The sequence below is a fragment of the Nocardia sp. NPDC004278 genome, assembly GCF_053602975.1.
This window is the reverse complement of the sequence record NZ_JBSGEQ010000005.1, coordinates 24,239-48,910: the sequence shown is the minus strand read 5'-3', so window position 1 is coordinate 48,910 and position 24,672 is coordinate 24,239. Positions and strand designations below refer to the sequence as shown.

Sequence of the window (24,672 nt, the reverse complement as noted above, 5' to 3'; positions counted from 1 at the left end):
GTGCCATATCGCCCGCGCGGCGATCGGCGCAAGTGCGGGCGCGACCATGACCATGCAGTAACCCGCCAGCAGTCCCACCGATGACGCTGCGGACAGATCACTCAGCCGCGCCCGGGGCGGGTGGTGATCATGTCGGTCATCGGATCGACCGCATCTCCTTCCTTCGGCTGACCCGCAGATACCGCGGTGTGTGCTGTGATGGGTCGATGCGGCGGCAGTGGGAGGCCTTGTCGGCGACCGCGCAAGACGCGCTGGTCGCCGCCTTCGAGTTCGCGCTCGGTGCCGGGCTCTATCTGACCGGCCTGTTCGAGATGGCCAGTGACCTCAGCCGCCACCCATCGCTGCCAGTGCGATTCGGGGTGCTCGCGTTGATCTGCGTGGCGAGCTTCCTGCGGCGGCGCACGCCGGTGCTGGCGCTCGGTATCGGGCTGGTCCCCTTCGCGATCGATTTCGCACTCGGCCCGACGGTGCCGATCTGGCTTATCTATTCGGATCTGATCTACGCGGGTGTGCTGTATGCTGCATCCGCGCGCTCGCGCCTTGTGGTCGTGGTGTGCGGTGTGCTCTCGGCCGCGCTGACCGTACTGGCCCTGATACTCGGCGACTGGCGGGTCGCGGTGATCACCATCGCGGCCCTGTTCGCATTCGTCGCGACGCCGCTGTGGTGGGCGTTGACCGTGCGCGGGCACAAGGAGATCGCGGAGTCCGAACGTAAACGCGCACAAGCAATGACATTGGTCGCCGAACTCGATCGACGCGCCGCCATCGCCGATGAACGCAAGACGATGGCGCGGGATCTGCACGATGTGATCGCGGGGCATTTGTCCGCCATCGCGATCCAGTCCGAGGCGGCATTGGGTGTGCTGGCCCGACAGCCGGTGCCGGACGGCCGAATCGACGATCCCGCCATCGTCGGGATCATTTCCTCGATCCGGTCCAATAGTGTCAGCGCACTGCAGGAGATGCGCACCATGATCGGTCTGCTGCGCCGCGACGACGGCGGCGAGGACGACGTGGCCGCACCGCGCAAACTGGCCCAGCTCCCCATCCTGGTCGACGCCGCCCGCGCGGCCGGAATCACCGTGCGCGTACGGGATTCGCTCAACGGGAAACCGCTGCCGAGCGCGGTCGACCAAGCCGCCTATCGAATCGTCCAGGAAGCACTCACCAACGCCATGAAACATGCCCCGGGACAGGAGGTCGACATCGACGTGCGCGTGCAGGGAACGGCATTGGCAGTCGCGGTACGCAATCCCACCGTACCGGTGCGCAATCGGTCGGATGAGCACGATATGGACCATCGCGGACTGATGAATATGCGCGAGCGGGCCGCCGCCCTCGGCGGCACCTTCACCGCGGGACCGGCCACGGGCGGCTGGGAAGTGCTTGCGCGGCTGCCGATCTCGGCGATGGAGGCGTCATGACGGCGGCATCGCACAGCGATTCGATGAGCGATGGTGGCCGGGTGACTGGTGCGCCCATCCGCGTGCTGCTTGCCGACGATCACGGCGCGATCCGGGCTGGTCTGCGCATCATCCTGGAAACCGCCGAGGGCATCGAGGTCGTCGGTGAGGCCGCCGACGGCGATATTGCGGTGGCACAGGCCAAAGCGCTGCGTCCGGATGTGGTGCTGATGGATGTCCGCATGCCCGGCGTCGACGGCATCACCGCCACCGGCCGCATCACCGCCGACGGCCTGGCCAGGGTGCTCATCCTGACCACCTTCGATCTGGACGAGTACGTCTTCCGCACACTGCGCGCGGGTGCGTCGGGATTCGTGCTGAAATCCGCATCCGGACAAGCACTTGTCGATGCGGTGCGCGCGGTGGCCGCTGGCGATGGCGTACTCGCGCCGGAGGTGACCGCCGCGGTGATCAACGCGTTCGCCTCGAACGGCGCCCAGCCGAGCGAGCCAGCACCGGACGGCCTGGACGAACTCACCGAGCGCGAACGCGAGGTGCTCGACTGTCTCGGCGAAGGCCTGTCCAATGCGCAGATCGCCGCGCGGTTGTTCATCGGCGAGACAACGGTCAAGACGCATGTGTCGCGGGTGCTCACCAAACTCGGTGTGCGGTCGCGGGTTCAGGCCGCCATCGTGGCGCGCGAGGCCAGGGACCGGTAGTTCACGACTCGGGGAAGTTCGGGTCCAGTGCGGCGAAGGTGCCGTCCGGACCCGGCTGATACTCGATCACGGCGGTGACCGCGCCGACCGGCAGCGGACCGTACAGATGCGGGAACAACATCGATTCGGGGTCGGTCGGCACGCCCGGTTCCCACTTCACCGGCGCGCCTACGCGGGCCGGATCGATGCGCAACAGCACCATATCGCGCCGCCCCTCGAACAGGCGGTTGGCCGGCAGGTGCACCTGCTGTGGCGTGGACAGATGGATGAAACCGAGCTCCGCGAACGACTCCGGGCGGTACTCGCCGGTTTGCCGCGCGGTCAGCCAGTCGGCGAGAGTGCAAATGTGAACGAGAGTGTGAGTGTCGTAGATCACGGGTAATCTCCCGGTAGACAACTGGATAGGTGTTCGTGATCGTGGTCGAGTGGACCTTCGATGTGTGACCAGTGATGTTCGCCAGTAGCGAAATCCCAGGTTGTGTTATCGAAAACACACAGAATCACTTCCGGGAACAAAGCCCCCGTCCCGAACGTCTGACAGAGTAGTCATACCACTGCTGGGAAGTAGCGGTAGCGAGCCCGCGGAGTGACCACGGGCCCCACACCAGGTGAACGGACTGTAGTGCCGGGAGCCAGGACGGAGGAGTCATGCCAGGAACCCTGACAAGCACCCCACTGACCGCGGTCGATCGTTGCGACCGCTGCGGAGCTGCCGCACGAGTTCGTGCCGTACTGCCCGCAGGTGGCGAGTTGCTCTTCTGCCAGCACCACGCGAATGAACACATGGATCGCTTGCGTGAGCTCGAAGCCGTGATCGACACGGAATCGGCTCCCGCCCTCTGACCAGTCCTCGCGTCCCGACACAACAACATCGCACAACAGAACATCGCTGATAGAACCGACAGCGGGCGACCTACAAGTCGCCCGCTGTCGGCGTTTATCGAAAGCGCTCACGCCGCTGCGGGATCGGCGAGGATGCCGTCCAGCAGCTTCGCGAGTCCGAAGGCGAATGCACCCTCCGGATCCGACGGCGCTTGATAGCATTCGCCTACCGCCGCACCGACCCGCGATGCGATCGGGAACTCCGCCACCGACATGACCTCGGTGAGCAGTGGACCGTGCTGCTCCCACCACTGCGCGTCGGTCAGCTCCGCGGTACTGCGGATTCCGGCGATCGCCATCCGCGCATTGCCGGTCGCGAATTCCGAGAGCACTGCGATCACGCGGTCCATCGCTAGATCCGATAACCCGATCCCCTCGATCGCGGCCAACTGCCGTTCATAGCGACGCATCCGTCCCGGGCCGAGCACCAGCCGCCACGGCGGCACCTCGAGCAGCCACGGATGCGCGATCAACTCCGCACGCACCTGTTCGGCGATCGCGGCCATGCGATGGCGGACCGGCAGGTCGTTCGGGATCGGCGCGTCCTCATGGGCGACCGTGTCGACCATCAGGACGATCAGCGCCTCCTTGCTCGGCACATAGGTGTAGAGACTCATCGGGCGCAGACCCAGTTCGGCGGCGACGGCGCGAATCGACACCTTGTCGTACCCGTCCCGATCGGCGAGAGCAATGGCAGCACCGATCACCGCATCGACGCTCACCGTCTGCTTCGGCCCGCGCCCGCCGGATCGCGGCGGCACGGTATGCCGCCACAGCAGACTCATCAGCTGTTTCGCCTGGTCGGGATCGGTCACGTGACCCTCTCGAAATTAACCCGGTACGGTGTACGTTGTTACGATACTCCGTACATCATACGACGATCTAGGGGTCCGCTCTGCCAAGCACACAGGCCACATATCTCCCTGACCGCCACATGTTCGCGCTGTGGACTTGGACCGGATCCGGACCGGGCCGCGCGCCCGAGGGCGATCACGAAACCCTCGCGCTCGCGGTGCCGACGGGACCACATGGCGCGATCGAAGTAGCCGAGGTCGACTGCGCGCTGGTCGATCCGGACGATCTGATGCAGCTGGACCTCGCCGACGCGGGTCCGTCCTTACTCGCTTGGCACGCGGCGCTTCGGACTGAGGGCGATCCGGACGATGCACAATCGATCGACTCGTCACCGTCGATAGCGGACCACTCTGGACAGACCCGAACAACGCGAGCCTGGGCACACGACGTATCTCGGCCATCAGGTGGGCCGGACGCCGACGAGACCGAACAGGCGCAGCCGGGCAGGCCAGTGCTGCTGCCCACGGCCGCGCATGCGGTGCCGGATGCGATCGGGACATCGATCGTGTCCGCCGAGCGCGCGGTGCGCGTACTGCGCGAAACGCGCTGTGTCCAGCTGGAATTGCAGGAGGGGTTGAAGGCGCAGTTGCGCCCGTATCAGGCGCGTGGGGTGGGGTGGCTGCACGAGACCGTCACGGCCCACGGCGGCGCGGTACTGGCCGATGAGATGGGGCTCGGGAAGACGGTGCAGACCATTGGGTTTCTTCTCGGGCGGGGTGGGTCCGGTCCGCAGCTCGTAGTTTGTCCGACATCGCTGGTCGGGAACTGGGCGCATGAGATCACGCGGTTCGCGCCGGGGCTGCGACCGGTGGTGTGGCGCGGGGGCGAGGTCTCCGACGAGGCTGGCGCGGTTGTGGTGACCGGATATCCGATGTTGCGGCTGCATGGCGGTGTGCTGGCCGACCAGCGGTGGGCAACAGTGGTTTTCGATGAGGCGCAGGCGCTCAAGAATCCGCGCACGCAGATATCCAAGGCCGCGCGGGCGCTTTCGGCCCAGGCCACCGTCGCGCTGACCGGTACGCCGGTGGAGAACCATCTCGAGGAGCTGTGGGCGCTGCTGAATCTGGTGACGCCGCGGCTGTTCGGGCACCGCACCCAGTTCCGGCGGCGGTTCGTCCGGCCGATCCACGAGGGTTCGACCGCCGCGGCGGCCCGGTTGCGCGACACCCTGGAGCCGGTGTTGTTGGCGCGCAAGAAGGCTCAGGTCGCCGCGTCACTGCCCGCGAAGATGCACAGCGATCTGCTGTGCGACCTCACTGCCGAACAGGAAGGGCTCTATGACCAACTGCTCGACAAGGCCATCGACGACGGCTTCGGGCACGGCGCCCAACGACAGAGCCGGGTACTCGCGGCACTGACCGCACTCAAGCAGGTCTGCAACCATCCGGGCCTGATCACCGGTGAGCTCGGCGAACTGGCCGGCCGGTCCGGAAAGCTGGACCTGTGCACCGATATCGTGGCCAATAACCTCGAAACCGGTGACCCGACACTGATATTCACCCAGTACCGCGCCACCGGCGACCTGCTGGTCCGCCATTTCGACGAGCAGTTCGGTGTGCGTGCTCCGTTCTTCCACGGTGGCCTCGATCAGGCCGAGCGCGCGGAGATCGTCACCGGCTTCCAGACCGAGGATGGTCCGCCGGTCCTGATTCTGAGTCTGCGCGCAGCGGGCACCGGACTGACGCTGACCCGCGCCGCCGATGTCATCCATTACGACCGTTGGTGGAATCCGGCCGTCGAGGCCCAGGCATCGGACCGGGTGCACCGCATCGGCCAGACCCGCACCGTCACCATCACCACCCTCACCTCGGGTACCACCGTGGAGGAGCACATCGCGGGTATGCACGAGCGCAAATCCGCACTCGCGGACCTCGGCGATTCGGCGGGCATCGCCGCGCTGGCCCGCCTCGACGACGATCAGCTCATCGAGATCCTGCGACGCAAGAGGGAGAACTGATGGCGGACAATGAATTCGGCTACACCGCCTGGGGGATGGACTGGGTCCGCCTTGCCGAAACCCTGCGCCAGACCCGTCCCGATCCGCTGCTGCCCCGGGCCCGCAGCATCGCCCGCAACAATGGCGTGCAGACCACCATCGACGGGCGCGTCATCCGCGCCACCATCCACCGCGGCGGCCAAGCCTCGGTAACCCATCTCGAAGTTGCACCACTGCCCCGCCCGGCCATTACCGCAATCGCCGAAATCATCCCGGACGCAACGGTACTCACCGACGATATGCACCGCGCCCTGGTCGCCGCCGATACCAGCCCCGCCCCCGTGCTGGCCGGGACGGACTGCTCCTGCTCGGCCCGCTCAGCCCGCTGCGTGCACGTCCTCGCCGTGTACTACGACCTGGCCCGCCGCGTCGACGAGGACCCACGCCTGGCCCTGGACCTGCAGGGCTATTTCCGAGCGGCACCGGAAGATCCGGCAGCGCCGGTCGAATCACCCCGGTGGACCCCGCTCAACGCCCTCGACCCCGCGGACTACTTCGGGGCTCCTTTACACACCGCCTCGGTGCGGTAGACCAGCCGCGCCAGCTGTCGACCTTCTCGATGGCGGTGCGCTGACAAGGATTCACCTCGCCCTGTGTCATTCGGGGCGGCGGGCTCGGAAGCGGAAACTGGTTGTGCCGGTCTCGATCTCGACGCCGGTGAACCCGACGCCGGTAAGGCGGTCGGCGGCGCGGTCCGGCGGTATCGGCAGACAGGTGTCGCCGAGATGCATCAGGCGGAATACCGGACCATCGAGGCCGTCGCTGCCAGCGAATACTCCGCCGGGGCGCAGGACGCGCAAGGCTTCGGCGAAGAGGGCGTCTTGTTCATCGACGGTCGGAACGTGGTGCAGCATTGTGAAGCACACGACCGAATCGAATTGCCTCGGCGGCAAGGGCATATCCGCGCCGTCGCCCTCGATGACGGTCATCGTGCTGCCGTGCCGGGTACGCAGTCGGCTGGCGAGCACCGGATCGATTTCGACTCCGGTCAGCGTGGTCGTGCGCTCGCGCAAGGCGCGCACGTTCGCACCGTAACCGGGGCCGATCTCGAGTGCGCAGGCGCCGAGGTCGAGGCCGGACAGCGCCCACGGGACGATCTTCGTCGCGCTCATGCGCTCCCAGAGCACCGATCGGCACAGGAGCCTGTGGAAGTAGTTCATCGCCATACGATTCACGCTAGGAGCGGACGGCGCCGACCACGACAGGCTACGGTGACAAGCTGTGTCGCCGAACGGCCAATCCCTGGTACCGGGCCAACCCCGGCCGCCCCGTCGGAAGCACAGTGGATCCCTGGTACTCCCGGCCGCGATCGGCAATACCGCCATGGTGCTGGGTGCTGGCGTCCTGCCAGCGGGCTATTGGTTCGACACCCATGAACATCCGCAGCATCAAATCGCCTGGGCAGCACGGGGTGTCATCGCCGTCGAAATCGGCGACGGCTACTGGGTGCTGCCACCGACGCGGGCACTGTGGATCCCCGGCGGCACCAGGCACCGAACCGGCACCGCGGCGGGCGCGACCATGCGCGGCATCTTCGTGGCACCGGATCGGTGCCCGGTCGCATTGGCCGCCCCGACCATGCTCCGCGTATCTCCCCTGCTCCACGAACTGTTCGACCATCTCATCGAGCCCGAAACCGTCGCCGCGCGACGCGAACGCGCGGAGGCGGTGGTCTTCGATCTGCTCGAGCCGGTCGACGTGATTCCCATCGGCGCGCGCCGACCCGTGGATACCCGAGCGGCACAGGTCGCCGATGCGCTGACTCGCAATCCCGCCGATGATCGCACGCTCGGCGAGTTCGCCACCGCCGTCGCCACCAGTCCACGCACCCTGGCCCGGCTGTTCGTCGCCGAGACCGGAATCAGCTTCGGCCAGTGGCGAACTCAGATCCGCCTCGCGGCATCACTTCCGCTGCTCGCCGAGGGCTTGCCGATCGCCCGGATCGCCCGACGCGTGGGCTATGCCACCCCGAGCGCGTACGTCGCGGCCTTCCGTCGCGCCGTTGGCGTATCCCCGGGCCGCTACTTCGCCAGGTAACCGAGTCCCGTCCTCCGGTGCAGATTCGACGGACCCGACGATCAGGCGTTGGTGCCACCGTCGACGGTGAAGATCGAGCCCGTAATGCTGCGCCCGGAGGTTCCGGCGAGGAAGGCAACGGTGGCGGCGATGTCATCGGCGGTGCCGAAGCGGCCGAGGGCGGTGAGACCGATTTGCTGCGGGGCGTGGTCGCCGTCGGCCGGATTCATATCGGTGTCGGTTGAGCCGGGCTGTACCAGATTCACCGTGATGTTTCGCGGCCCCAGTTCGCGCGCAAGCGCTTTCGTGAAGCCATTGAGCGCGGACTTGCTGAGGTTGTACAGCGTGAGTCCGCCGAAGGCGGCGCGCTCGGACAGGTTGCTGCCGATGCTGATGATTCGCCCGCCCTCGGTCATATACGTGACCGCCGCCTGCGCCCCGACGAACGCCGCACGCGCATGGATATTGAGCGCGCGATCGATCTCCTCGACGGTGAACTCCTCGAACGGTTTGGCCGGGAAGATACCCGCGTTATTGACCAGCACATCGAGCCTGCCCAATTCGGCCGCGACCCGGTGTACGGCCGCGACGACGGCACCCGCGTCGGCGCTGTCGGCCTGAATCGCGACCGCCCGCCGCCCCGACGATTCCAATTCGGCGGCAACCGATTTCGCCTGTAGCTCATTGTTCTGGTAGGTCAGCGCCACGTCCGCGCCCGCATCGGCCAGGTGCCGGGCGATGGCCGCTCCGATACCCCGACTGCCACCGGTCACCAGCGCCACCTTGCCTGTCAGATCCGACATCGCGACTCCTCCAAATTCTGTGTCGATCAGTACATAAATAGCTAAACGCACGAGCCCCGGCCGCGTCAAGGGGTATATTTAACGATCGACACAGAAAGGATCGGGCCATGGCCGAACGAGGACGCCCCCGCGCTTTCGACCGCGAGGTCGCGCTGCGCCGCGCCATGGAGGTGTTCTGGGAGCACGGCTACGAAGGCTCATCGATGAGCGATCTCACCGCGGCGATGGGCATCAACTCACCGAGTCTGTACGCGGCCTTCGGCGGCAAGGAAGAACTGTTCCGTACGGCCGTCAGCCTCTACGGCCGGACCGAAGGCGGCTACACCGCCCGCGCCCTGCGGGAGGAACCCACGGCACGTGCGAGCATCGAAGCGATGTTGCGCGACAACGCGATCGCCTACACCGTGGCGGATAAACCCCACGGCTGTATGGTTGTGCTCGCAGGCTCCACCTACACCACCCGCAGCGAAAGTATCCGCGACTTCCTGATCGAAAAGCGGCGCGAGACAACCGAGGATATCCGCGACCGTCTGGATCGCGGCATCGCGGACGGTGATCTGCCCGCGGACACCGATACCGCCGCGCTGGCCAGTTTCTACACCACGGTCCTGTACGGCCTGTCGATCCGCGCGCGCGACGGTGCTTCCCACACCGAACTCACCCAGTCCATCGACTGCGCCATGGCCGCATGGCCGGTCTCCGCTGCAACCCGCTGACCGAAGCTACTTGCGGCGCAATGCCGCGATGCGCTCACCGAGCTGATCGGCGGTCGCCAATGCCGTTGGCGGACCGCCACATTCCCGTCGCAGCTCACCATGGATGACGCCGTGCGGCTTCCCGGTGCGATGGTGGTGCATGGCGACCAGGCTATTGAGCTCACGCCGCAGCTCACCGAGCTTATCGGCGGTCGCGACACGCTCGGCCGCCGAGGCGACCTGTGGGCCCGGATCGGGGGCGGCGGCACCGCGTTCGGCCAACTGCCGCGACTGCCGCTCCCGCAGCAGGGCCCGCATCTGGTCCGCATCGAGCAGCCCGGGAATGCCGAGGTAATCGGCCTCCTCGGCACTACCGGCGAAAGTCGCGGTGCCGAACGAGGATCCGTCGTAGATGACCTGGTCGAGCTCGGCGTCGGCGGCCAGCGCGACGAAGGGCCGCTCGTCCTCACCCGGCTCGTCCTGCTGCTTATTGGCCTCGATGAGCAGTTCGTCTTCGAGGCCGTTCTTCTCCCGATGCGGTTTGCCGATGACGTGATCGCGCTGCAGTTCCAGCTGCGCGGCCAGATCGAGCAGCACCGGCACCGACGGCAGGAAGACGCTCGCGGTCTCGCCGGGCTTGCGCGCACGCACGAACCGGCCGATCGCCTGCGCGAAATACAGTGGTGTCGAGGCGCTGGTCGCGTAGACGCCGACCGCGAGACGCGGCACGTCGACGCCCTCGGACACCATGCGCACCGCGACCATCCACGGCTGGGTGTTATTGCTGAACTCGGCGATCCGGTCCGAGGAGGACGGATCATCCGACAGCACCAGGGCAGGCTTCTCGCCCGAGATGTGTTCCAGCAGTTCGGCGTAATCGCGGGCCCGCTCCTGATCGGTGGCGATCACCAGACCACCGGCATCGGGCATACCGGTCGCGCGCAGCTGACGCAGCCGGGTGTCCGCGGCGACCAGCACCTTGGACATCCAGTCCCCCGCCGGATCCAGTGCGGTACGCCACGCGCGGGCGGTGTGCTCGGCGCTCAGCGGCTCACCGAGGCGGGCGGAATACTCCTCCCCCGCGCTGTCGCGCCAGTGTGCCTCACCGGAGTACGCGAGGAAGACCACCGGCCGGACCACGCCGTCGGCCAGCGCCTCGGCATAGCCGTAGGCATGGTCGGCGCGCGAGCGCGGAAAACCCGCTTCATCGGGTTCGTAGGTGACGAATGGGATCTGACTGTCATCGCTGCGGAACGGGGTTCCGGTCAGGGCGAGCCGCCGGGTGGCGTCGCCGAATGCCTCGGCCGTCGCATCGCCCCAGGACTTGGCATCGCCCGCGTGGTGGATCTCGTCGAGAATCACCAGCGTTCTGCGTCTTTCGGTGCGCACCCGGTGTCGTGCGGGATGCGAGGCGATCTGCGCGTAGGTGACCACGACGCCGTGATAGTCGCCGGAGGTCGCGCCGGTCGCGTTGGAGAAGCGCGAATCCAGCTGAATGCCCGCGCGGGCCGCGGATTGGGCCCACTGGTGCTTGAGGTGTTCGGTCGGGGCGACCACGGTGATCTGGTCGACGGTGCGGTCGGCCAGCAGTTCGGCCGCGACCCGCAGCGCGAAGGTGGTTTTACCGGCGCCCGGCGTCGCCACCGCGAGGAAATCCCTCGGTTTGGTGGCCAGGTATTTCATCAGTGCCCGGCGCTGCCAGGCCCGTAGCGAACCACCCGTGGAACCCGCGGCCCGCGATGTCTGCGAATCGCCCGGTGTTTCCGCTTCTCCCGCCACAGCGGCGCCACCCGACACAGTCACGCAGACGACCCTAGCTGTCCCCCATGGCGTGTCGCCAAACCGACGCGGCGTGGGCGACGGGCGTCACATTCGAACGGCGCGCAACGCCCTGTTCATCTCCTGCCCATCGACGCGATGCGATGGCAAACCAGAACAATATGCTCGGATGCGCGATGCTGTAGGCATCATGTCCGACGATGGTGCCCCAGCTCGTGAGTCCCCCGGGACCGGCGACCAGCCGATCCACAGCGGCGGTGGCGACGTGCAACCCACTGCGGCGATATATGCCCGGCGCGCCGCCGCACGGATGGCGCACGGCTCGCGACAGGGCGGCAAACTCGTCGTGCGGGTGGCGGTGAAGGCATGGAACGATTCGATTTTCACCAAATCCGCGGCCGCGGCGTTCTGGCAGACGATGTCACTGGCACCGCTGCTGTTCGGGGTGCTCGGCAGCCTCGGCTACGTGGGGGAATGGTTCGGCCCCGATACCGTGCAGATCGTCGAGCAGAAGATCATCGCGTTCAGCCGCGACCTGTTCAGCGCCAGTGTGGTCAGCGATCTGATCGAGCCGACGGTCACCGATGTGCTCGGCCGCGGGCGCGCCGCCTATGTTTCGGTGGGCTTCGTACTGTCGCTGTGGGCCGGATCCTCGGCCATGTCGACCTTCGTGGATTCCATTGTCGAGGCACACGGGCAGAAGGATGCCCGGCATCCGGTGTGGCAGCGCATCTTCGCGCTGCTGCTGTATGTGCTGTTCCTAGTGGTGGCGGTGTTCCTGCTGCCGCTGATCGCCCTGGGCCCGACGTTGATCGGACGGGTGCTGCCGGATTCGTGGCGCGAACCGGGGCTGCGACTGATCGACTCGTTCTACTACCCGGGTGTCGGCCTCTTGCTGATCATCGGGCTCACCACGCTCTACAAGCTGGCGCTGCACAAATCGCTGCCGTGGCACCGGTTGTTCGGCGGGGCGCTCGTCGCGGGGGTGTTCTTCATGGCCGCCAGCGAGGGCCTGCGCCGCTACCTGGCCTGGGTCGCCAGGACCGGCGTCAGCTACGGCGCGCTCGCCACGCCGATCGCCTTCCTGCTGTTCACGTTCTTCCTGGGCTTCGCGGTGATCCTCGGCGCCGAATTCAATGCCGCGGTTCAGGAATTCTGGCCAGCCCGCAGCACCCGCATCGACCAGGTGAAGGAATGGTTGTCCAACCAGCTGGGCGGCGACGGATCCGATGACTCCGAGACCGACGACGCATCCAGCGCCGACCCTGACGATCTCGGCACAGCGAAGTCCCCGAGCCCGCCGGGAACTCAGGGACCGATCACACGGGCAGACGATATCGACGCCGATGCCGCCCGGGTACATCTGCACGCGCCGGGCGCTGCGGCACCGCGCACAGAGTCGGCTCAGCCCTTGCGCAGGCCGTCGTAGACCTTCTTGCACTCCGGGCAGACCGGCGAGCCGGGCTTCGCGGAGCGGGTCACCGGGAAGACCTCACCGCAGAGGGCGACCACATGGGTGCCCATGACGGCGCTTTCAGCGATCTTGTTCTTCTTCACGTAGTGGAAGAACTTCGGGGTGTCGTCGCCCGTCGTCTCGTCGGTGGTCGTATCCGGGCGAACCAGAGTGTCGGTACTCACGGATTCCATGATGCCGCATCGGCGCGAACTCGGCCGAGCACGGTCGGCTCCGCGCGCGTTCATCCAGCTGACCAGGCCATGTGCGGTCCGGACCCGACAGTGGGAGACTCAGGGTATGCAGCAGTACGGCGACTCCTCTCACGCCGACGACATCGGCAGCGGTGATCGCCACGACGTGACGATGCCGAAGCCTCCTCGCAAATCCACCGGCTACTTCCCGGGCAATGACGAGAAGCATCCGTTGCTGATCACCGAGGCGGCGCCGTCACTGGATGACCAGCACCGCGCACGGGTCCGCCGCTACACGATCATCATGGCCTTCCGCATCCCCTGCCTGATCCTCGCCGCGGTCGCCTACAGCATGTTCAGCAACGCCCTGCTGTCCATCCTGATCATCACTGCCTCCATCCCCCTCCCCTGGATCGCGGTCCTCATCGCCAACGACCGCCCACCCCGCCGCAAGGACGAACCCAGCCGCTGGGACCAGCCCCGCACCGCCATCGAATCCCGCCCCCACCGCGCCATCGACACCTAACCCACCCCAGCCCCCCAGCTGGACAGGCGATCACCATGCGCTCAGGCAGGCAAACTCCGTGAGTGTCCTGCATGAGCGCATTCTCGACCTGGTTGGAGGCTGGGGGGCGGTGGTTAGGGGTGGCGGGGGATGGTGGCGGACATGAGGGCTGCTGCGGCGCATAGGGCGCCTGCGATGTACCAGGCCAGGTTGTAGGAGCCCTGGAGGTCGCGGATGATGCCTGCGCCGGTTGCGGCGATGGCGGAGCCGATTTGGTGGGAGGCGAAGACCCAGCCGAAGGCTACGGGGCCGTCGGCGCCGAAGAGTTCGCGGCAGAGCAGGACGGTTGGTGGGACCGTTGCGATCCAGTCCAGGCCGTAGAAGATGATGAAGATCCACATGCTCGGCTGGGTGTCGGGGGCGAAAAGCGACGGCAGGATCAGCAGTGAGAGGCCGCGGAGGGTGTAGTAGCCGATCAGCAGGTAGCGGGGGTCGGCCCGGTCGGTGAGCCAGCCGGAGAAGATGGTGCCCGCCACATCGAAGATGCCGACCAGGGCCAGCAGGCTCGCAGCGGTGGTCGGCGGCATGCCGTGATCGTGTGCGGCACTGACGAAATGGGTTCCGACCAGGCCGTTGGTGGAGGCGCCGCAGATCGCGAATCCACCTGCGAGCAGCCAGAATCCGGGTTTGCGCGCGATCGTGGCCAACACTGTCAGTGCCCGGGACGCGCCACCGGAGGCGGGGACGCGGAGCCCGACCGTGCTGCCGGGTTCGGCGCCGTAGGCGGAAACGCCGACGTCACTGGGGAAGTCGCGGATGAACAACAGGACCAGCGGCACCACCGCCAGCGCGACGCCCGCGACGATCACCGAGGGCACCCGCCAACCGTGCGCATGCGCCACCGCCGATACCAGCGGCAGGAAGACCAGCTGCCCGGTCGCGCCCGCCGCGGTGAGTACGCCGGTCACCAAGCCACGCTGGCGCACGAACCAGCGGCCGGTGATCGTCGCCACGAACGGCATGGACATCGAACCGACGCCGATACCAACCAGCAGGCCCCAGGTCGCGACCAAATGCCATGGCTGGGTCATGAATACGGTGAGCCCGCTGCCCGCCGCGACGAGCACCAGCGCGCACGCGACCACCCGTCGGATGCCGAATCGATCCATCAGCGCCGCGGCAAACGGCGAAATCAAACCGTACAGCAGCAGATTCAGCGAAACCGCGGCCCCGATGGTGCCATGCGACCAGCCGAACTCATCGTGCAGCGGATCCAGCAGCACGCTCGGCACCGAACGGAACGCGGCCGCGCCGAGCAGCGCGATGAATCCAACACCGGCGACGACCCAGGCGGGATGCAGCCGCCGCGTCACGGTATCGACAGGTCCCAGCGTCGGTGGTGTTCGCAGTTCGGTCACCCGCTGAGACTGCCGGAATTGCGCGCGCCGAACGAGTGGCCGGAATGCCATAAACCGCCAAGATCGTGCCAGACACGCCGGATCGGAAACTACCTCGACAGCATCAGGCGCGGCCCCTACTGTGTGGCGGGGGTACGCGACGGGACTCCCCCGGCGCAAGTGATGTGCGACACACCTGTACCGAATCGCGTGCAGGACGCCGTCGAAGCGCGGAAGGTGCGACACCATCGCACGGCGCTCTCGGCACGGGAGCTTTCCGCAGGAAACAGGAGACAAAGCATGATTCGGTGGGTCTGGGCCTTCCTCGACCGCCCGACACAACGTTTCGACGAATGCGCGACGTTCTGGTCGACGATCACCGGCACCCAACTCTCGCCCCGGCGCGGTTCGAACGACGAATTCCTCACGCTCCTACCGGATCCTGCACTCTTCGCGGTCGCGGGCGTCAAGATGCAGGCAGTGACCGGACTCGGCGGTGTGCACCTCGATATCGATGTCGACGATGTCACGGCCGCGGTCCGCATCGCACTCGATCTCGATGCCGAACTGGTCGCCAACCACAAGAGCTATGCCGTGCTGCGCTCACCCGGCGGTCAGATCTTCTGCTTCACACCGAGTGGCCGTGCCAAAGGGACACCCGCACCGGCCTTCCGCGCCCCGGACGGCACCCTGACCCGCCTCGACCAGGTCTGCCTCGATATCGGCCCCACCGGCCACGCCGCCGAAACCCGGTTCTGGACCACCCTAACCAATTGGGACCTGACTCGAGGCCGCCTGCCCGAATTCGCCCGCCTGCGCGCGAAAGAGCCGATGCCCGTACAACTTCTGCTGCAACGCCTCGGCGAGGACCGCCCGACCAGCGCACACATCGACCTGGCCTCCGCCGATATCGATGCCACCGCCGCCTGGCACCAGTCCCTCGGCGCGACCCTCGTCGAGCGCCACGGACACTGGATCGTCATGTCGGACCCCGCCGACGCCCTGTACTGCATCACCGGGCGCGACCCGAACGGCGTGTGATCCGCGCAGGAGATTGCGTCCACACTGACGACCCGCACGCCGGGCACACGTCCGTACAGATAGCCCGAACCTGTACAAGATGCCGTCTCGTCCGGCGCCAGCCGTTCGTCCAACGTCGGCCATCCCGACCAGCATCAGCCGTTCGTCCAACGTCGGCCATCCCGACCGGCATCAGCGGTTCCGCCAGCGTCGCCAACCCCAGTGACGTCAGCGGTTCGTCAGGCGTCAGCCATCCCGACTGGCATCAGCGGTTCGTCCAACGTCGGCCGCCCCGACTGGCATCAGCGGTTCGTCCAACGTCGCCATCCCGACCAGCATCAGCCGTTCGTCCAACGTCGGCCATCCCGACCGGCATCAACCGTTCCGCCAGCGTCGCCAACCCCAGTGACGTCAGCAGTTCGTCAGGCGTCAGCCATCCCGACTGGCATCAGCGGTTCGTCCAACGTCGCCGCCCCGACTGGCATCAGCCGTTCGTCCAACGTCGGCCATCCCGACCGGCATCAACCGTTCCGCCAGCGTCGCCATCCCCAGTGACGTCAGCGGTTCGTCAGGCGTCAGCCGTCCCAACGGGCATCAGCTGTTCCGCCAGTGTCGGCCATCCCAACGGGCATCAGTGGTTCCGCCAGCGTCGGCCATCCCGACTAGCATCAACCGTTCGCCCGGCGTCGGCCATCCCAACGGGCATCAGTGGTTCCGCCAGCGTCGGCCATCCCGACTAGCATCAACCGTTCGCCCGGCGTCGGCCATCTCGACTGGCATCAACCGTCCCTCCGGCATCGACCGTCTGTCCGGCATTGGTCGCCGAGACCCAGACCATGTGACACAACGGACACGTTTCGGTAGCTGGCGTGTCGCGGTGGCAGAGTACCTCTGTGCCCACCAACCAGACGACGACCGGATCGCTGCTCACCGCGCTGTGCCCCGATCTGCGGGCCGCGCTGACCCGCGTCGGCTACGACGCCGACACCCTGTTGGAAGTGCTCGGTCCGGATGCGCACGCGGCGCTCGGCCGCTCCGAACCGGTCCCGGTGCGCCGAGCCGCGCGCACGGCCGGAGCTCTCGGCACCCTGATCCGTCTGTTGCTGCTCGGTGACGCGCTGCCCGAACGCGAGGTCGCGGGGGCACTGGCACCGCTGGATATCGATCGCGCGGTGGCGGCGGGCCTGCTGACCCGCGATGGCGACGACGTGCGCGCGGCCCTGGATCTGCGCCCGCTCGACACCGGCGAAGGCACTCGCTGGATCCTGTCCGATCTCGACGATTCAATGCGCAGACGCACGCTGAGCGAGGACCATGTGCTCGGCGTCGGCCATGCCTCGCTCTCGCTGCTGCGCGCCACCCCCACCCGCCGCGTCGGTTCGGTCCTGGATCTCGGCACCGGCTGTGGCGTCCAAGCCGTACACGCCGCCGCCTACGCCGACCGCGTAACCGCCACCGACGTGAATGCCCGCGCCCTATGGCTGGCCGAGGCCACGGCCGCGCTCAATGAACTCGACATCGAACTCCTCGAAGGATCCTGGTTCGAACCGGTCGCCGGTCGCCGCTTCGACCAGGTGGTCGCCAATCCGCCGTTCGTGGTCGGTCCCGCCCGCATCGAACACACCTACCGCGACTCCGGCCTCGCCCTCGACGGCGCAAGCGAATTGGTGATATCGCAGGCCCCCGACCTGCTCGCCCCCGGCGGCACCGCCGCAATGCTGGCGGCCTGGGTGCATGTGGACGGCGAGGATTGGCGCCATCGGGTTTCGTCCTGGTTGCCCGCGCACGGTGTCGACGCCTGGGTGGTCCAGCGCGATATCGCCGATCCGGCCCTTTATGTCGGGACCTGGTTGCGCGATGCGGGTTTGGATCCGCGCGACCCGGCCGCACAAGCCCGCGCCGAGCAGTGGCTCGATGCCTTCACCGCCGCCGATGTGGAAGGCGTCGGCTTCGGCTTCGTCTATCTGCACGCCATCGACGGCCCCACCGAATTGCTCGCCGAGGACCTGACCCATGGCTTCGACGATCCGCTCGGTGCCGAGGCCACCGCGTACTTCGCGCGCTCGGCCTGGCTGCGCCGCGCCGCCGCCTCCGAAAACCTCGCCTGGACTTCGCGTTTCGTTGTCGATCCGGCCACCGCGCTGGAACGGGTCTATCTGCACGGCGAATTCGGCTGGGACCAACAGGTCGCGCGGCTGCATCGCGGCGACGGTCCGCGCTGGCAGCACGAGGTAGATGAGTCCACCATCGCACTCGTGGCGGGAATGCGCGCCGACGGCTTGCCGTTACAAGAGCTGATCGAACTGCTCGCACTCGCCGATGGCATCGGCGAGGTGACCGAAGAGTTCGCGGCCGATGCATTATCCGTGGTGGCCGGTTTGGTTCGGCACGGTTTGGTACGGCCCGTGTAACGAAGCGGCAAACGCACGACTCGCATCCGAGACATCGCGCACGAGCTGTTCCGACAGGGTGGGGTTCTCAGGAACTTCTCAGACGCGAGTGATGGAAACCGCAGTTCAGAGCGGTTTATCGGAGCAGTAGCGGGGAACTTTCTTCCTGTCGGGTCCGTTGATCGGAGTGAGACACCACCGACAGGAGGCAAGTCATGACAAGCCCCGCCACCACTCGTGTGCGCACCAGCGATTCGGACCTCGACGCCCAGAGCCCTGCTGCCGACCTGGTACGTGTGTACCTGAACGGGATCGGCCGTACCGCACTGCTCACGGCAGCCGACGAGGTCGAGCTGGCCAAGCGCATCGAGGCGGGCCTCTATGCGCAGCATCTGCTGGAGACCGGCAAGCGGCTGTCGGCCACCCGCAAGCGCGATCTGGCCATTATCGTCCGCGAGGGTCAGTCCGCGCGCTCGCACCTGCTCGAAGCCAACCTCCGGCTCGTCGTCTCGCTCGCCAAGCGCTACACCGGCCGCGGCATGCCGTTGCTCGACCTGATCCAGGAGGGCAATCTCGGCCTGATCAGGGCGATGGAGAAGTTCGACTACAGCAAGGGCTTCAAGTTCTCCACCTATGCCACCTGGTGGATCCGTCAGGCCATCACCCGCGGTATGGCCGATCAGAGCCGCACCATCCGCCTTCCCGTGCACCTGGTCGAGCAGGTCAACAAGCTGGCCAGGATCAAGCGCGAACTGCATCAGCAGCTCGGCCGTGAGGCAACGGACGCGGAGCTGGCCAACGAATCGGGTATCCCGGTCGACAAGATCTCCGATCTGCTCGACCACAGCCGCGATCCGGTAAGCCTGGATATGCCCGTCGGCAACGACGAAGAGGCGCCGCTCGGCGATTTCATCGAGGACTCCGAGGCCACCTCGGCCGAGTCCGCTGTGATCGCCGGACTGTTGCACCACGACGTGCGCAGCGTGCTCGCCACCCTGGACGAGCGGGAGCAGCAGGTCATCCGCCTGCGCTTCGGCTTGGACGACGGCCAGCCGCGCACCCTCGATCAGATCGGCAAGCTGTTCGGGCTCTCCCGCGAGCGGGTGCGCCAGATCGAGCGTGAGGTCATGTCGAAGCTGCGCAAGGGTGAGCGGGCCGATCGCCTGCGCGCCTACGCCAGCTGAGCACAATCCTGCGGTAACTCGTGCCGGTGATCCCGGCACGTCCTCGAGGCGCCGGACTACATCCGAGGCGGGTCCGGCGTCCGGCTTGGTGACCTCGGATGGGTCACCTCGAAACGCCGACCGGTGTCCGCGCGTCCCGCCCCCTCCGGGTTCGCGCGAGCCGGTCGGCGATCCTCTTGTCGAAAGGCCTTCGGGGTCAGCGTTTCCCATTATCGGCGATGGCCCATGCGGCACGGTGCCTAGTATTTCCGCATGCAGGGACCGACACTGCGCGATGTGGCCTCGGCGGCCGGTGTGCATACCGCCACAGCGTCGCGCGCACTCAATCCGAACGCTCGTGCCCTGGTGCATCCCGATACCGCACGACGGGTGCTACGTGCGGCGGAATCACTGGGTTACCGTCCGAATCCGATTGTCAGGAACCTGAAGACCATCAAGTCCGGCACTGTCGGACTGGTCATCCCCGACCTCACCAACCCGCTGTTTCCACCGATAGTGCGTGGCATCGAGGACGTTCTGGCCGCCGCCGGGTACAGCACACTCATCGTCGATACCGGCGATCGGCCCGACCGCGAGCAGGCCCAGATCACATCGCTGCGCTCGCACCAGGCCGAAGGTTTGATCATCGCCACCGCGCTGCTGGAGCATCCCCTGCTGCGGCAGTTGCAGGAACAGCGCGTGCCCATGGTGCTCGTCAACCGCCGCACCGAAGGGCTCGATATCGGATCGGTCGCCGCCAATGACGCGGCCGGCATCGCGCTCGCGGTGCGTCATCTGGTCGATCTGGGCCACCGCCGAATCCTGCACCTCGCGGGCCCGCAGACCGCCTCCACCGGTGTCGAGCGCCTGCGTGCCTTCCGAACCGCCATTCGCGAACACGGTCTCGACGACTGCGCTCGAATCATGGTGTGCGACAGCTGGACCGAAGACGCGGGAGCTCGCGCCCTGCACGCCGCATTGGACTCCGGCGCAGAGGTCACCGCCGTGGTCGCCGGAAACGATCTCATCGCCCTGGGCTGCTACGACGCCCTCGCCGAACGCGATATCACCTGCCCCACCGATATCAGCGTGATCGGCTTCAACGGCCTGCCATTCCTGGACAAGCTCGATCCCCCGCTGACCACCATCGCCATCCCCCACCACGACATCGGCCGAGAAACCGCCCGCATGCTCCTGGAATCCATCGCCGAGCCCGACCGCACCCCCCGCTCGGTCCTCCTCCCACCATCCCTGGTCATCCGCGGCTCCACCGCCCCACCCCACCGCTAACCGACCCGATCACCCGGTCCCTGACTCGCGCCCTGGGACGCTGCCACCCAGCACGGCCATAGATCCGGCGTTTGCGACTTAGGCAGTTAGCCCAGGCGGCGGGGGCCGGTGTCGAAGCGGCTGGGTTCGGGGCCGATGCGGGCTCGGGCATAGAGGATGGCGGCGGCGTTCGGGGAGGCCAGGACGGGGTCGAAGGATAGTTCGCGGATTTCTGGGAGGTCGTCGAAGAGGGCCGAGACGCGTTGGGCGAGTTCGGCAAGGGCGGGTTTGTCGACGCGCGGGCTGGCAGGGGTGCCGGATAGCAAGGGGGCCGCGCGGGGAGCGTCGATGAGAGCGGTGGCCTCGTCGGCAGTGAGCGGGAGGGCGCGGTAGGCGCGATCGCCGAGAAGTTCGATGATCATGCCGGAGAGGCCGAATTCGATGACCGAGCCGAAGGACGGGTCGTCCTGCACCCGCAGCACACAGCCGACGCCCGGGTTGGCCATCTTCTGGATGTGCACCGCCGGATCACCGCACAGCTCGACCAGGTGCGAATAGGCTTGGCGCACGGCCTCCGGACGCCACAGGTCCAGTCGGACACCGCTGAGATCCGGTCGCCGCCGCCACATTTCGCCGGTCGCCTTGGCCGCCACCGGATAGCCGAGTTCCTCGGCGGCCGCCACCGCCTCATCGGGGTTGCGGACCTCACGGAACTCGACGACGCGAATGCCGTAGCAGTCCAACAGGTCCACCGCTTCCAGATCGGTCAGCCACCGGCCGTCGGAATCGCGCATCCATCCGGCGACCAACCGCTTGGCCCGCTCCGCATCGATGCCCGTCGGGCGCAGCACCGTCGAAACCGGTTTCGTGCGCCACTGCGCGTACCGGCGCGCCTTGGCCAGCGCACGAGCGGCCCGCTCCGGATCCGGATACGACGGAATCGACCCACGCGCCGCCGTACCGCCCGGACCACGCACCGCGAGCAGATTTGGAATCCCTTGCTCAGCAACGAAAGTGGTGAGAATTGGTTTGCCGGAATCGGGCACGGCCACCGCGGCCTCGCGGATGGCATCGGCGAATCCGGCCATCGGCAGCGGCACCGGCGGCGCGAAAACCACGATCACCGCATCGATCTCATCCGAGCGCAGCGCGGCGACCACTGCGTCCAGATACGCGCCCGGCGTCGCATCCGGACCGAGATTCACCGGATCGCCGACCGACTCCTCGTCCACCACCCGTTCGGTGGGGCGCGGACGACGAACGTCCTCCGGCGCCACCGCGTCGGGCTGCCGCACCTCCAGCCCCTCACCGCGCGCCGCGTCGACGGCCAGCCAGTTCAATGCCGCGCTATTGCCGATCACGGCGACCCGTGGACCGGCGGGCAGCGGCTGATAACCCAGCAGCGCGGCGCAGTCGAACAGCTCCGAAATCGAGTCGACCTGAACGATTCCCGACTGTGCGAACAGGTCACGCACGATCGAGCGGTCCATATCGCCGGTCGGCTGAGCCCGTGCGGCCAACCGGCCGCTACTCACCGCGACGATCGGCTTGCTACGCGCGACGCGACGTGCGATCCGGGAGAACTTGCGCGGATTACCGAAGCTCTCCAGATATAGCAGGATCACATCGGTGGCGGAATCGGTGTCCCAGTACTGCAGCAGATCGTTGCCGGACACGTCGGCGCGATTGCCCGCCGAGACGAAGGTCGACAACCCCAGGTTGCGTGCGGCGGCCTCACCGAGGATCGCCGCACCCAACGGCCCGGACTGACAGAAGAATCCGATGCGCCCGCGTCCGGGCAGCACCGAGGCGAGGGTCGCGTTCAACGAAACTGCGGCGTCGGTGTTCGCGATGCCGAGTGCGCTCGGCCCCACCACCCGCATCCCGTGTCCACGCGCCGCCTCGACCAGTTCGTGTTCGGCGACCACACCACCGGCGCCGGTCTCCCCGAAGCCCGCGGTCAGTACGACCAAACCCTTGACACCCTTGGCCATACAGTCGTCGAGGACCGAACCGATCGCCTCGGGGGGCACCGCGACCACGGCCAGATCCACCTCGTCGGGAATATCGCGCACGGTGGGATAGGCCCGTACCCCGCGCACCGATCTCCGGTTCGGATTGACCGGGAACACCGGCCCCTGGAACACCCCGGACAGCATATTGGCCAGGATCACCCCACCGACCCGGGCCGGCCCCATGGTGGCACCGATCACCGCGACCGAACGCGGCGCGAGCAGATTGCCCACACTGCGCGCCTCGGAGGCGCGTTCGCGCGAATCCCGCACCCAGAGCAGGGCTTCGGTGGGATCGATGGCGAATTCCAGATGCAGCACCGAACCGTCCCTGCTGCGCTCCACCTGATAGCCCGCGTCGCGGAAGACGGTGACCATCACCGTGTTCTCCGCGAGTACCTCGGCGACAAAGGTTTCGATCTTGTTCTCGGCGGCAGCGCCGGCCAGATGTTCGAGCAGGATCGAGCCGAGTCCGCGCCCCTGGTGTTCGTCAGCCACCACGAACGCGACCTCGGCGGCGCGTGGTCCGGGGCGGTCGGTCAGGAGTTCATAGCGGCCGACCGCGATGATCGCCTCCCCGAGCACCAGCAGCAGCCCGACCCGGTCGTGATGGTCGACGTGGGTGGAGCGGTACAGATCCTTCGGCGAAATGCGTGGGTACGGACCGAAGTAGCGCAGATACCGGGTGCGATCCGACAGTGCCGCGTGGAACTCCTGCAGCCGATCGGCGTCATCGGGTGTGATCGGACGCAACCGCACCACGCCACCGTCAGAGGCCAATACATCGGCGAACCAGTGCTGCGGCGGCGGTGGCGGCACTACCGGAGTGCTCGCCGAATCCGGAATGGGCGGGTTCTCAGTCACGGGGGTCCTCCGGATCCAGTCCGAGCAACCCGAAGGTGGCTCGGCGCGTAGCCAATACGGCCGTATCGATAGCGCGTTGCGCGCGGTCGATGCGCGCGTCCCCAGTTTCCCCGGTGCCGCCGGGTCCATCCCACCGGCGGAACGAGATGTCACCACCGTCACCCATGGTGCGCGGCGGGTCGACGGTCGGGGCCGCCGCCCGGATCAGTTCGATCCAGTCCTGCGGCACCGCGGTGTCCGGTGCGATGGTGCGATCCAGTGCGGTCGCCAGCAGATGCGTCCAGGCCCGCGGCACGACGCGCACCAGGCCATAGCCGCCGCCACCGACGGCGAGCCACCGGCCTTCGGCATACTCGTCGGCCAGATCGCGCATGGCGATGAAGGCGGCGCGCTGACCGTCCACGGTCAGCTCCATATCGGCGAGAGGGTCCTCGCGATGGGTGTCCACGCCGCATTGGCTGACCACGATCTGTGGCCGGAACGCTGCGAGTGCGCCCGGCACGATCGCATGGAAACCGCGCAGCCACTGGGCATCCCGAGTGCCGGGCAGCACCGCGAGATTGATCGCGGTGCCCTCGGCGGCGCCGTGTCCGGTCTCCTCGGGCCACCCCGTATTCGGCCACAGGGTCGCCGGATGCTGGTGAATCGAGATCGTCAGCACCCGTGGGTCGGCGTAGAAGGCGCGCTGCACGCCATCGCCGTGATGCACATCGACATCGATATAGGCGATGCGGTCGTAGCCGTGGTCCAGAAGCCAGGAAATGGCCACGGCCGCATCGTTGTAGATACAGAATCCGGCGGCCGAATCCGGCATCGCGTGGTGCATACCGCCGCCGATGCTCACCGCGCGCCGGGTGCGGCCCTCGGCGATTTCGCGCGCGGCGGCCAGCGTGCCGCCGACGATCACCGAGGCCGCCTGATGCATCCGCGGGAACACCGGATTGTCCGGTGAGCCGAGGCCATACGGTGGTGCCAGCGGCGCACCCGCTGGCTGCTTGGCATGTTCGACGGCAGCGATGTAGTCGGCGGTGTGGATGCGCAGCAGATCCGACAGCTGTGCCTGCGCCGGCACCAATGGCTCGACACCGGCGAGCAATCCGAGACTTTCCGCGAGCGCCATGGTGAACTTCAGACGCGCCGGTTTCATGGGGTGTTCCGGCGTCCATGCGTAGTCGAGGAATCGGTCGGTCCAGACGACGGTCCCCGGTTGCGACTCGAGATCACCTTCGTCGAGCGGCGCGGAGTGTTCGCCGCGCG

22 protein-coding genes are annotated in these 24,672 nt (G+C 67.2%); 13 read left to right on the top strand and 9 right to left on the bottom strand.

The features are described from left to right. Positions 1 to 80: 80 nt before the first annotated feature. Both ACWEO2_RS09400 and ACWEO2_RS09395 read left to right on the top strand, forming a co-directional pair. Positions 81 to 1,424 carry a histidine kinase gene (locus ACWEO2_RS09400; RefSeq protein ID WP_452404881.1) on the top strand — a complete coding sequence of 448 codons (1,344 nt, stop codon included), beginning with the start codon at positions 81 to 83 and terminating at the stop codon, positions 1,422 to 1,424. Then, on the top strand, positions 1,421 to 2,122 hold the full coding sequence (locus tag ACWEO2_RS09395) for a response regulator (RefSeq protein ID WP_452404880.1): 702 nt from the start codon (positions 1,421 to 1,423) through the stop codon (positions 2,120 to 2,122). The genes ACWEO2_RS09400 and ACWEO2_RS09395 overlap by 4 nt, the downstream gene beginning before the upstream one ends. Position 2,123: 1 nt before the next feature. Here ACWEO2_RS09395 and ACWEO2_RS09390 read toward each other — a convergent pair whose 3' ends face one another. Continuing rightward, positions 2,124 to 2,498 carry a DUF952 domain-containing protein gene (locus tag ACWEO2_RS09390; protein WP_354961012.1) on the bottom strand — a complete coding sequence of 125 codons (375 nt, stop codon included), beginning with the start codon at positions 2,496 to 2,498 and terminating at the stop codon, positions 2,124 to 2,126. A gap of 272 nt (positions 2,499 to 2,770) precedes the next feature. Between ACWEO2_RS09390 and ACWEO2_RS09385 the strand changes: the two genes are divergently transcribed. After that, a complete protein-coding gene (locus ACWEO2_RS09385) occupies positions 2,771 to 2,965 on the top strand; it encodes a DUF7455 domain-containing protein (RefSeq protein ID WP_029903635.1) in 195 nt (64 codons plus the stop codon). Between the two features lie 107 nt (positions 2,966 to 3,072). On the opposite strand, the gene ACWEO2_RS09380 is transcribed toward ACWEO2_RS09385, so the two are convergent. After that, positions 3,073 to 3,789, bottom strand: a complete 717-nt coding sequence (locus ACWEO2_RS09380) for a TetR/AcrR family transcriptional regulator (RefSeq protein WP_452405126.1) — start codon at positions 3,787 to 3,789, stop codon at positions 3,073 to 3,075. A 149-nt stretch (positions 3,790 to 3,938) separates the two neighbouring features. Between ACWEO2_RS09380 and ACWEO2_RS09375 the strand changes: the two genes are divergently transcribed. Together ACWEO2_RS09375 and ACWEO2_RS09370 are read left to right on the top strand one after the other, a co-directional pair. After that, on the top strand, positions 3,939 to 5,816 hold the full coding sequence (locus ACWEO2_RS09375; RefSeq protein WP_452404879.1) for a DEAD/DEAH box helicase: 1,878 nt from the start codon (positions 3,939 to 3,941) through the stop codon (positions 5,814 to 5,816). Continuing rightward, the gene (locus tag ACWEO2_RS09370; protein WP_452404878.1) at positions 5,816 to 6,385 is read left to right on the top strand and encodes a hypothetical protein; all 570 of its coding nucleotides are present in this window, start codon (positions 5,816 to 5,818) and stop codon (positions 6,383 to 6,385) included. Before ACWEO2_RS09375 ends, ACWEO2_RS09370 begins: the two co-directional genes overlap by 1 nt. A gap of 66 nt (positions 6,386 to 6,451) precedes the next feature. Here the strand turns inward: ACWEO2_RS09370 and ACWEO2_RS09365 are convergent, their stop codons facing one another. Beyond that, positions 6,452 to 7,021 carry a class I SAM-dependent methyltransferase gene (locus ACWEO2_RS09365; protein WP_452404877.1) on the bottom strand — a complete coding sequence of 190 codons (570 nt, stop codon included), beginning with the start codon at positions 7,019 to 7,021 and terminating at the stop codon, positions 6,452 to 6,454. A gap of 55 nt (positions 7,022 to 7,076) precedes the next feature. On the opposite strand from ACWEO2_RS09365, the gene ACWEO2_RS09360 reads away from it, so the two are divergent. Beyond that, positions 7,077 to 7,892 (top strand): AraC family transcriptional regulator, encoded by an 816-nt coding sequence (locus tag ACWEO2_RS09360; protein ID WP_452404876.1) that lies wholly within the window; start codon positions 7,077 to 7,079, stop codon positions 7,890 to 7,892. A 41-nt stretch (positions 7,893 to 7,933) separates the two neighbouring features. Here the strand turns inward: ACWEO2_RS09360 and ACWEO2_RS09355 are convergent, their stop codons facing one another. Further along, the gene (locus ACWEO2_RS09355; protein WP_452404875.1) at positions 7,934 to 8,674 is read right to left on the bottom strand and encodes an SDR family NAD(P)-dependent oxidoreductase; all 741 of its coding nucleotides are present in this window, start codon (positions 8,672 to 8,674) and stop codon (positions 7,934 to 7,936) included. Between the two features lie 107 nt (positions 8,675 to 8,781). Here ACWEO2_RS09355 and ACWEO2_RS09350 point away from each other — a divergent pair, with 107 nt between their 5' ends. Further along, positions 8,782 to 9,390, top strand: coding sequence for a TetR/AcrR family transcriptional regulator (locus tag ACWEO2_RS09350; RefSeq protein WP_452404874.1), 609 nt, complete (start codon positions 8,782 to 8,784; stop codon positions 9,388 to 9,390). A gap of 6 nt (positions 9,391 to 9,396) precedes the next feature. On the opposite strand, the gene ACWEO2_RS09345 is transcribed toward ACWEO2_RS09350, so the two are convergent. Further along, the gene (locus ACWEO2_RS09345; protein ID WP_355178556.1) at positions 9,397 to 11,052 is read right to left on the bottom strand and encodes a DEAD/DEAH box helicase; all 1,656 of its coding nucleotides are present in this window, start codon (positions 11,050 to 11,052) and stop codon (positions 9,397 to 9,399) included. A gap of 406 nt (positions 11,053 to 11,458) precedes the next feature. Here ACWEO2_RS09345 and ACWEO2_RS09340 point away from each other — a divergent pair, with 406 nt between their 5' ends. Further along, positions 11,459 to 12,577, top strand: coding sequence for a YihY/virulence factor BrkB family protein (locus ACWEO2_RS09340; RefSeq protein ID WP_354961020.1), 1,119 nt, complete (start codon positions 11,459 to 11,461; stop codon positions 12,575 to 12,577). Here the strand turns inward: ACWEO2_RS09340 and ACWEO2_RS09335 are convergent. Further along, a complete protein-coding gene (locus ACWEO2_RS09335) occupies positions 12,553 to 12,786 on the bottom strand; it encodes a DUF3039 domain-containing protein (RefSeq protein WP_452404873.1) in 234 nt (77 codons plus the stop codon). The two genes, ACWEO2_RS09340 and ACWEO2_RS09335, sit on opposite strands and share 25 nt — an antisense overlap. 181 nt (positions 12,787 to 12,967) lie before the next feature. Between ACWEO2_RS09335 and ACWEO2_RS09330 the strand changes: the two genes are divergently transcribed. Next, positions 12,968 to 13,321 carry a DUF3099 domain-containing protein gene (locus tag ACWEO2_RS09330; protein WP_452405125.1) on the top strand — a complete coding sequence of 118 codons (354 nt, stop codon included), beginning with the start codon at positions 12,968 to 12,970 and terminating at the stop codon, positions 13,319 to 13,321. 113 nt (positions 13,322 to 13,434) lie between these two features. Here ACWEO2_RS09330 and ACWEO2_RS09325 read toward each other — a convergent pair whose 3' ends face one another. Then, a complete protein-coding gene (locus tag ACWEO2_RS09325) occupies positions 13,435 to 14,718 on the bottom strand; it encodes an MFS transporter (protein ID WP_452404872.1) in 1,284 nt (427 codons plus the stop codon). A gap of 279 nt (positions 14,719 to 14,997) precedes the next feature. On the opposite strand from ACWEO2_RS09325, the gene ACWEO2_RS09320 reads away from it, so the two are divergent. The 4 genes from ACWEO2_RS09320 to ACWEO2_RS09305 all read left to right on the top strand — a co-directional run bounded on the left by ACWEO2_RS09320 (position 14,998) and on the right by ACWEO2_RS09305 (position 20,560). Further along, entirely contained in the window at positions 14,998 to 15,738 is a 741-nt protein-coding gene (locus ACWEO2_RS09320) for a VOC family protein (protein WP_452404871.1), read from the top strand. A gap of 872 nt (positions 15,739 to 16,610) precedes the next feature. Beyond that, positions 16,611 to 18,128: a DUF7782 domain-containing protein gene (locus tag ACWEO2_RS09315; protein WP_452404870.1), complete on the top strand. Its 1,518-nt coding sequence runs from the start codon at positions 16,611 to 16,613 to the stop codon at positions 18,126 to 18,128. 194 nt (positions 18,129 to 18,322) lie between these two features. Next, on the top strand, positions 18,323 to 19,291 hold the full coding sequence (locus tag ACWEO2_RS09310) for a sigma-70 family RNA polymerase sigma factor (protein WP_397028468.1): 969 nt from the start codon (positions 18,323 to 18,325) through the stop codon (positions 19,289 to 19,291). Positions 19,292 to 19,543: 252 nt separating this feature from the next. Continuing rightward, positions 19,544 to 20,560: a LacI family DNA-binding transcriptional regulator gene (locus ACWEO2_RS09305; protein WP_452404869.1), complete on the top strand. Its 1,017-nt coding sequence runs from the start codon at positions 19,544 to 19,546 to the stop codon at positions 20,558 to 20,560. Positions 20,561 to 20,646: 86 nt separating this feature from the next. On the opposite strand, the gene ACWEO2_RS09300 is transcribed toward ACWEO2_RS09305, so the two are convergent. After that, positions 20,647 to 23,415 carry a bifunctional acetate--CoA ligase family protein/GNAT family N-acetyltransferase gene (locus tag ACWEO2_RS09300; protein ID WP_452404868.1) on the bottom strand — a complete coding sequence of 923 codons (2,769 nt, stop codon included), beginning with the start codon at positions 23,413 to 23,415 and terminating at the stop codon, positions 20,647 to 20,649. Beyond that, positions 23,408 to 24,562: an acetoin utilization protein AcuC gene (locus tag ACWEO2_RS09295; protein WP_452405124.1), complete on the bottom strand. Its 1,155-nt coding sequence runs from the start codon at positions 24,560 to 24,562 to the stop codon at positions 23,408 to 23,410. The genes ACWEO2_RS09300 and ACWEO2_RS09295 overlap by 8 nt, the downstream gene beginning before the upstream one ends. Positions 24,563 to 24,672 lie beyond the last annotated feature (110 nt).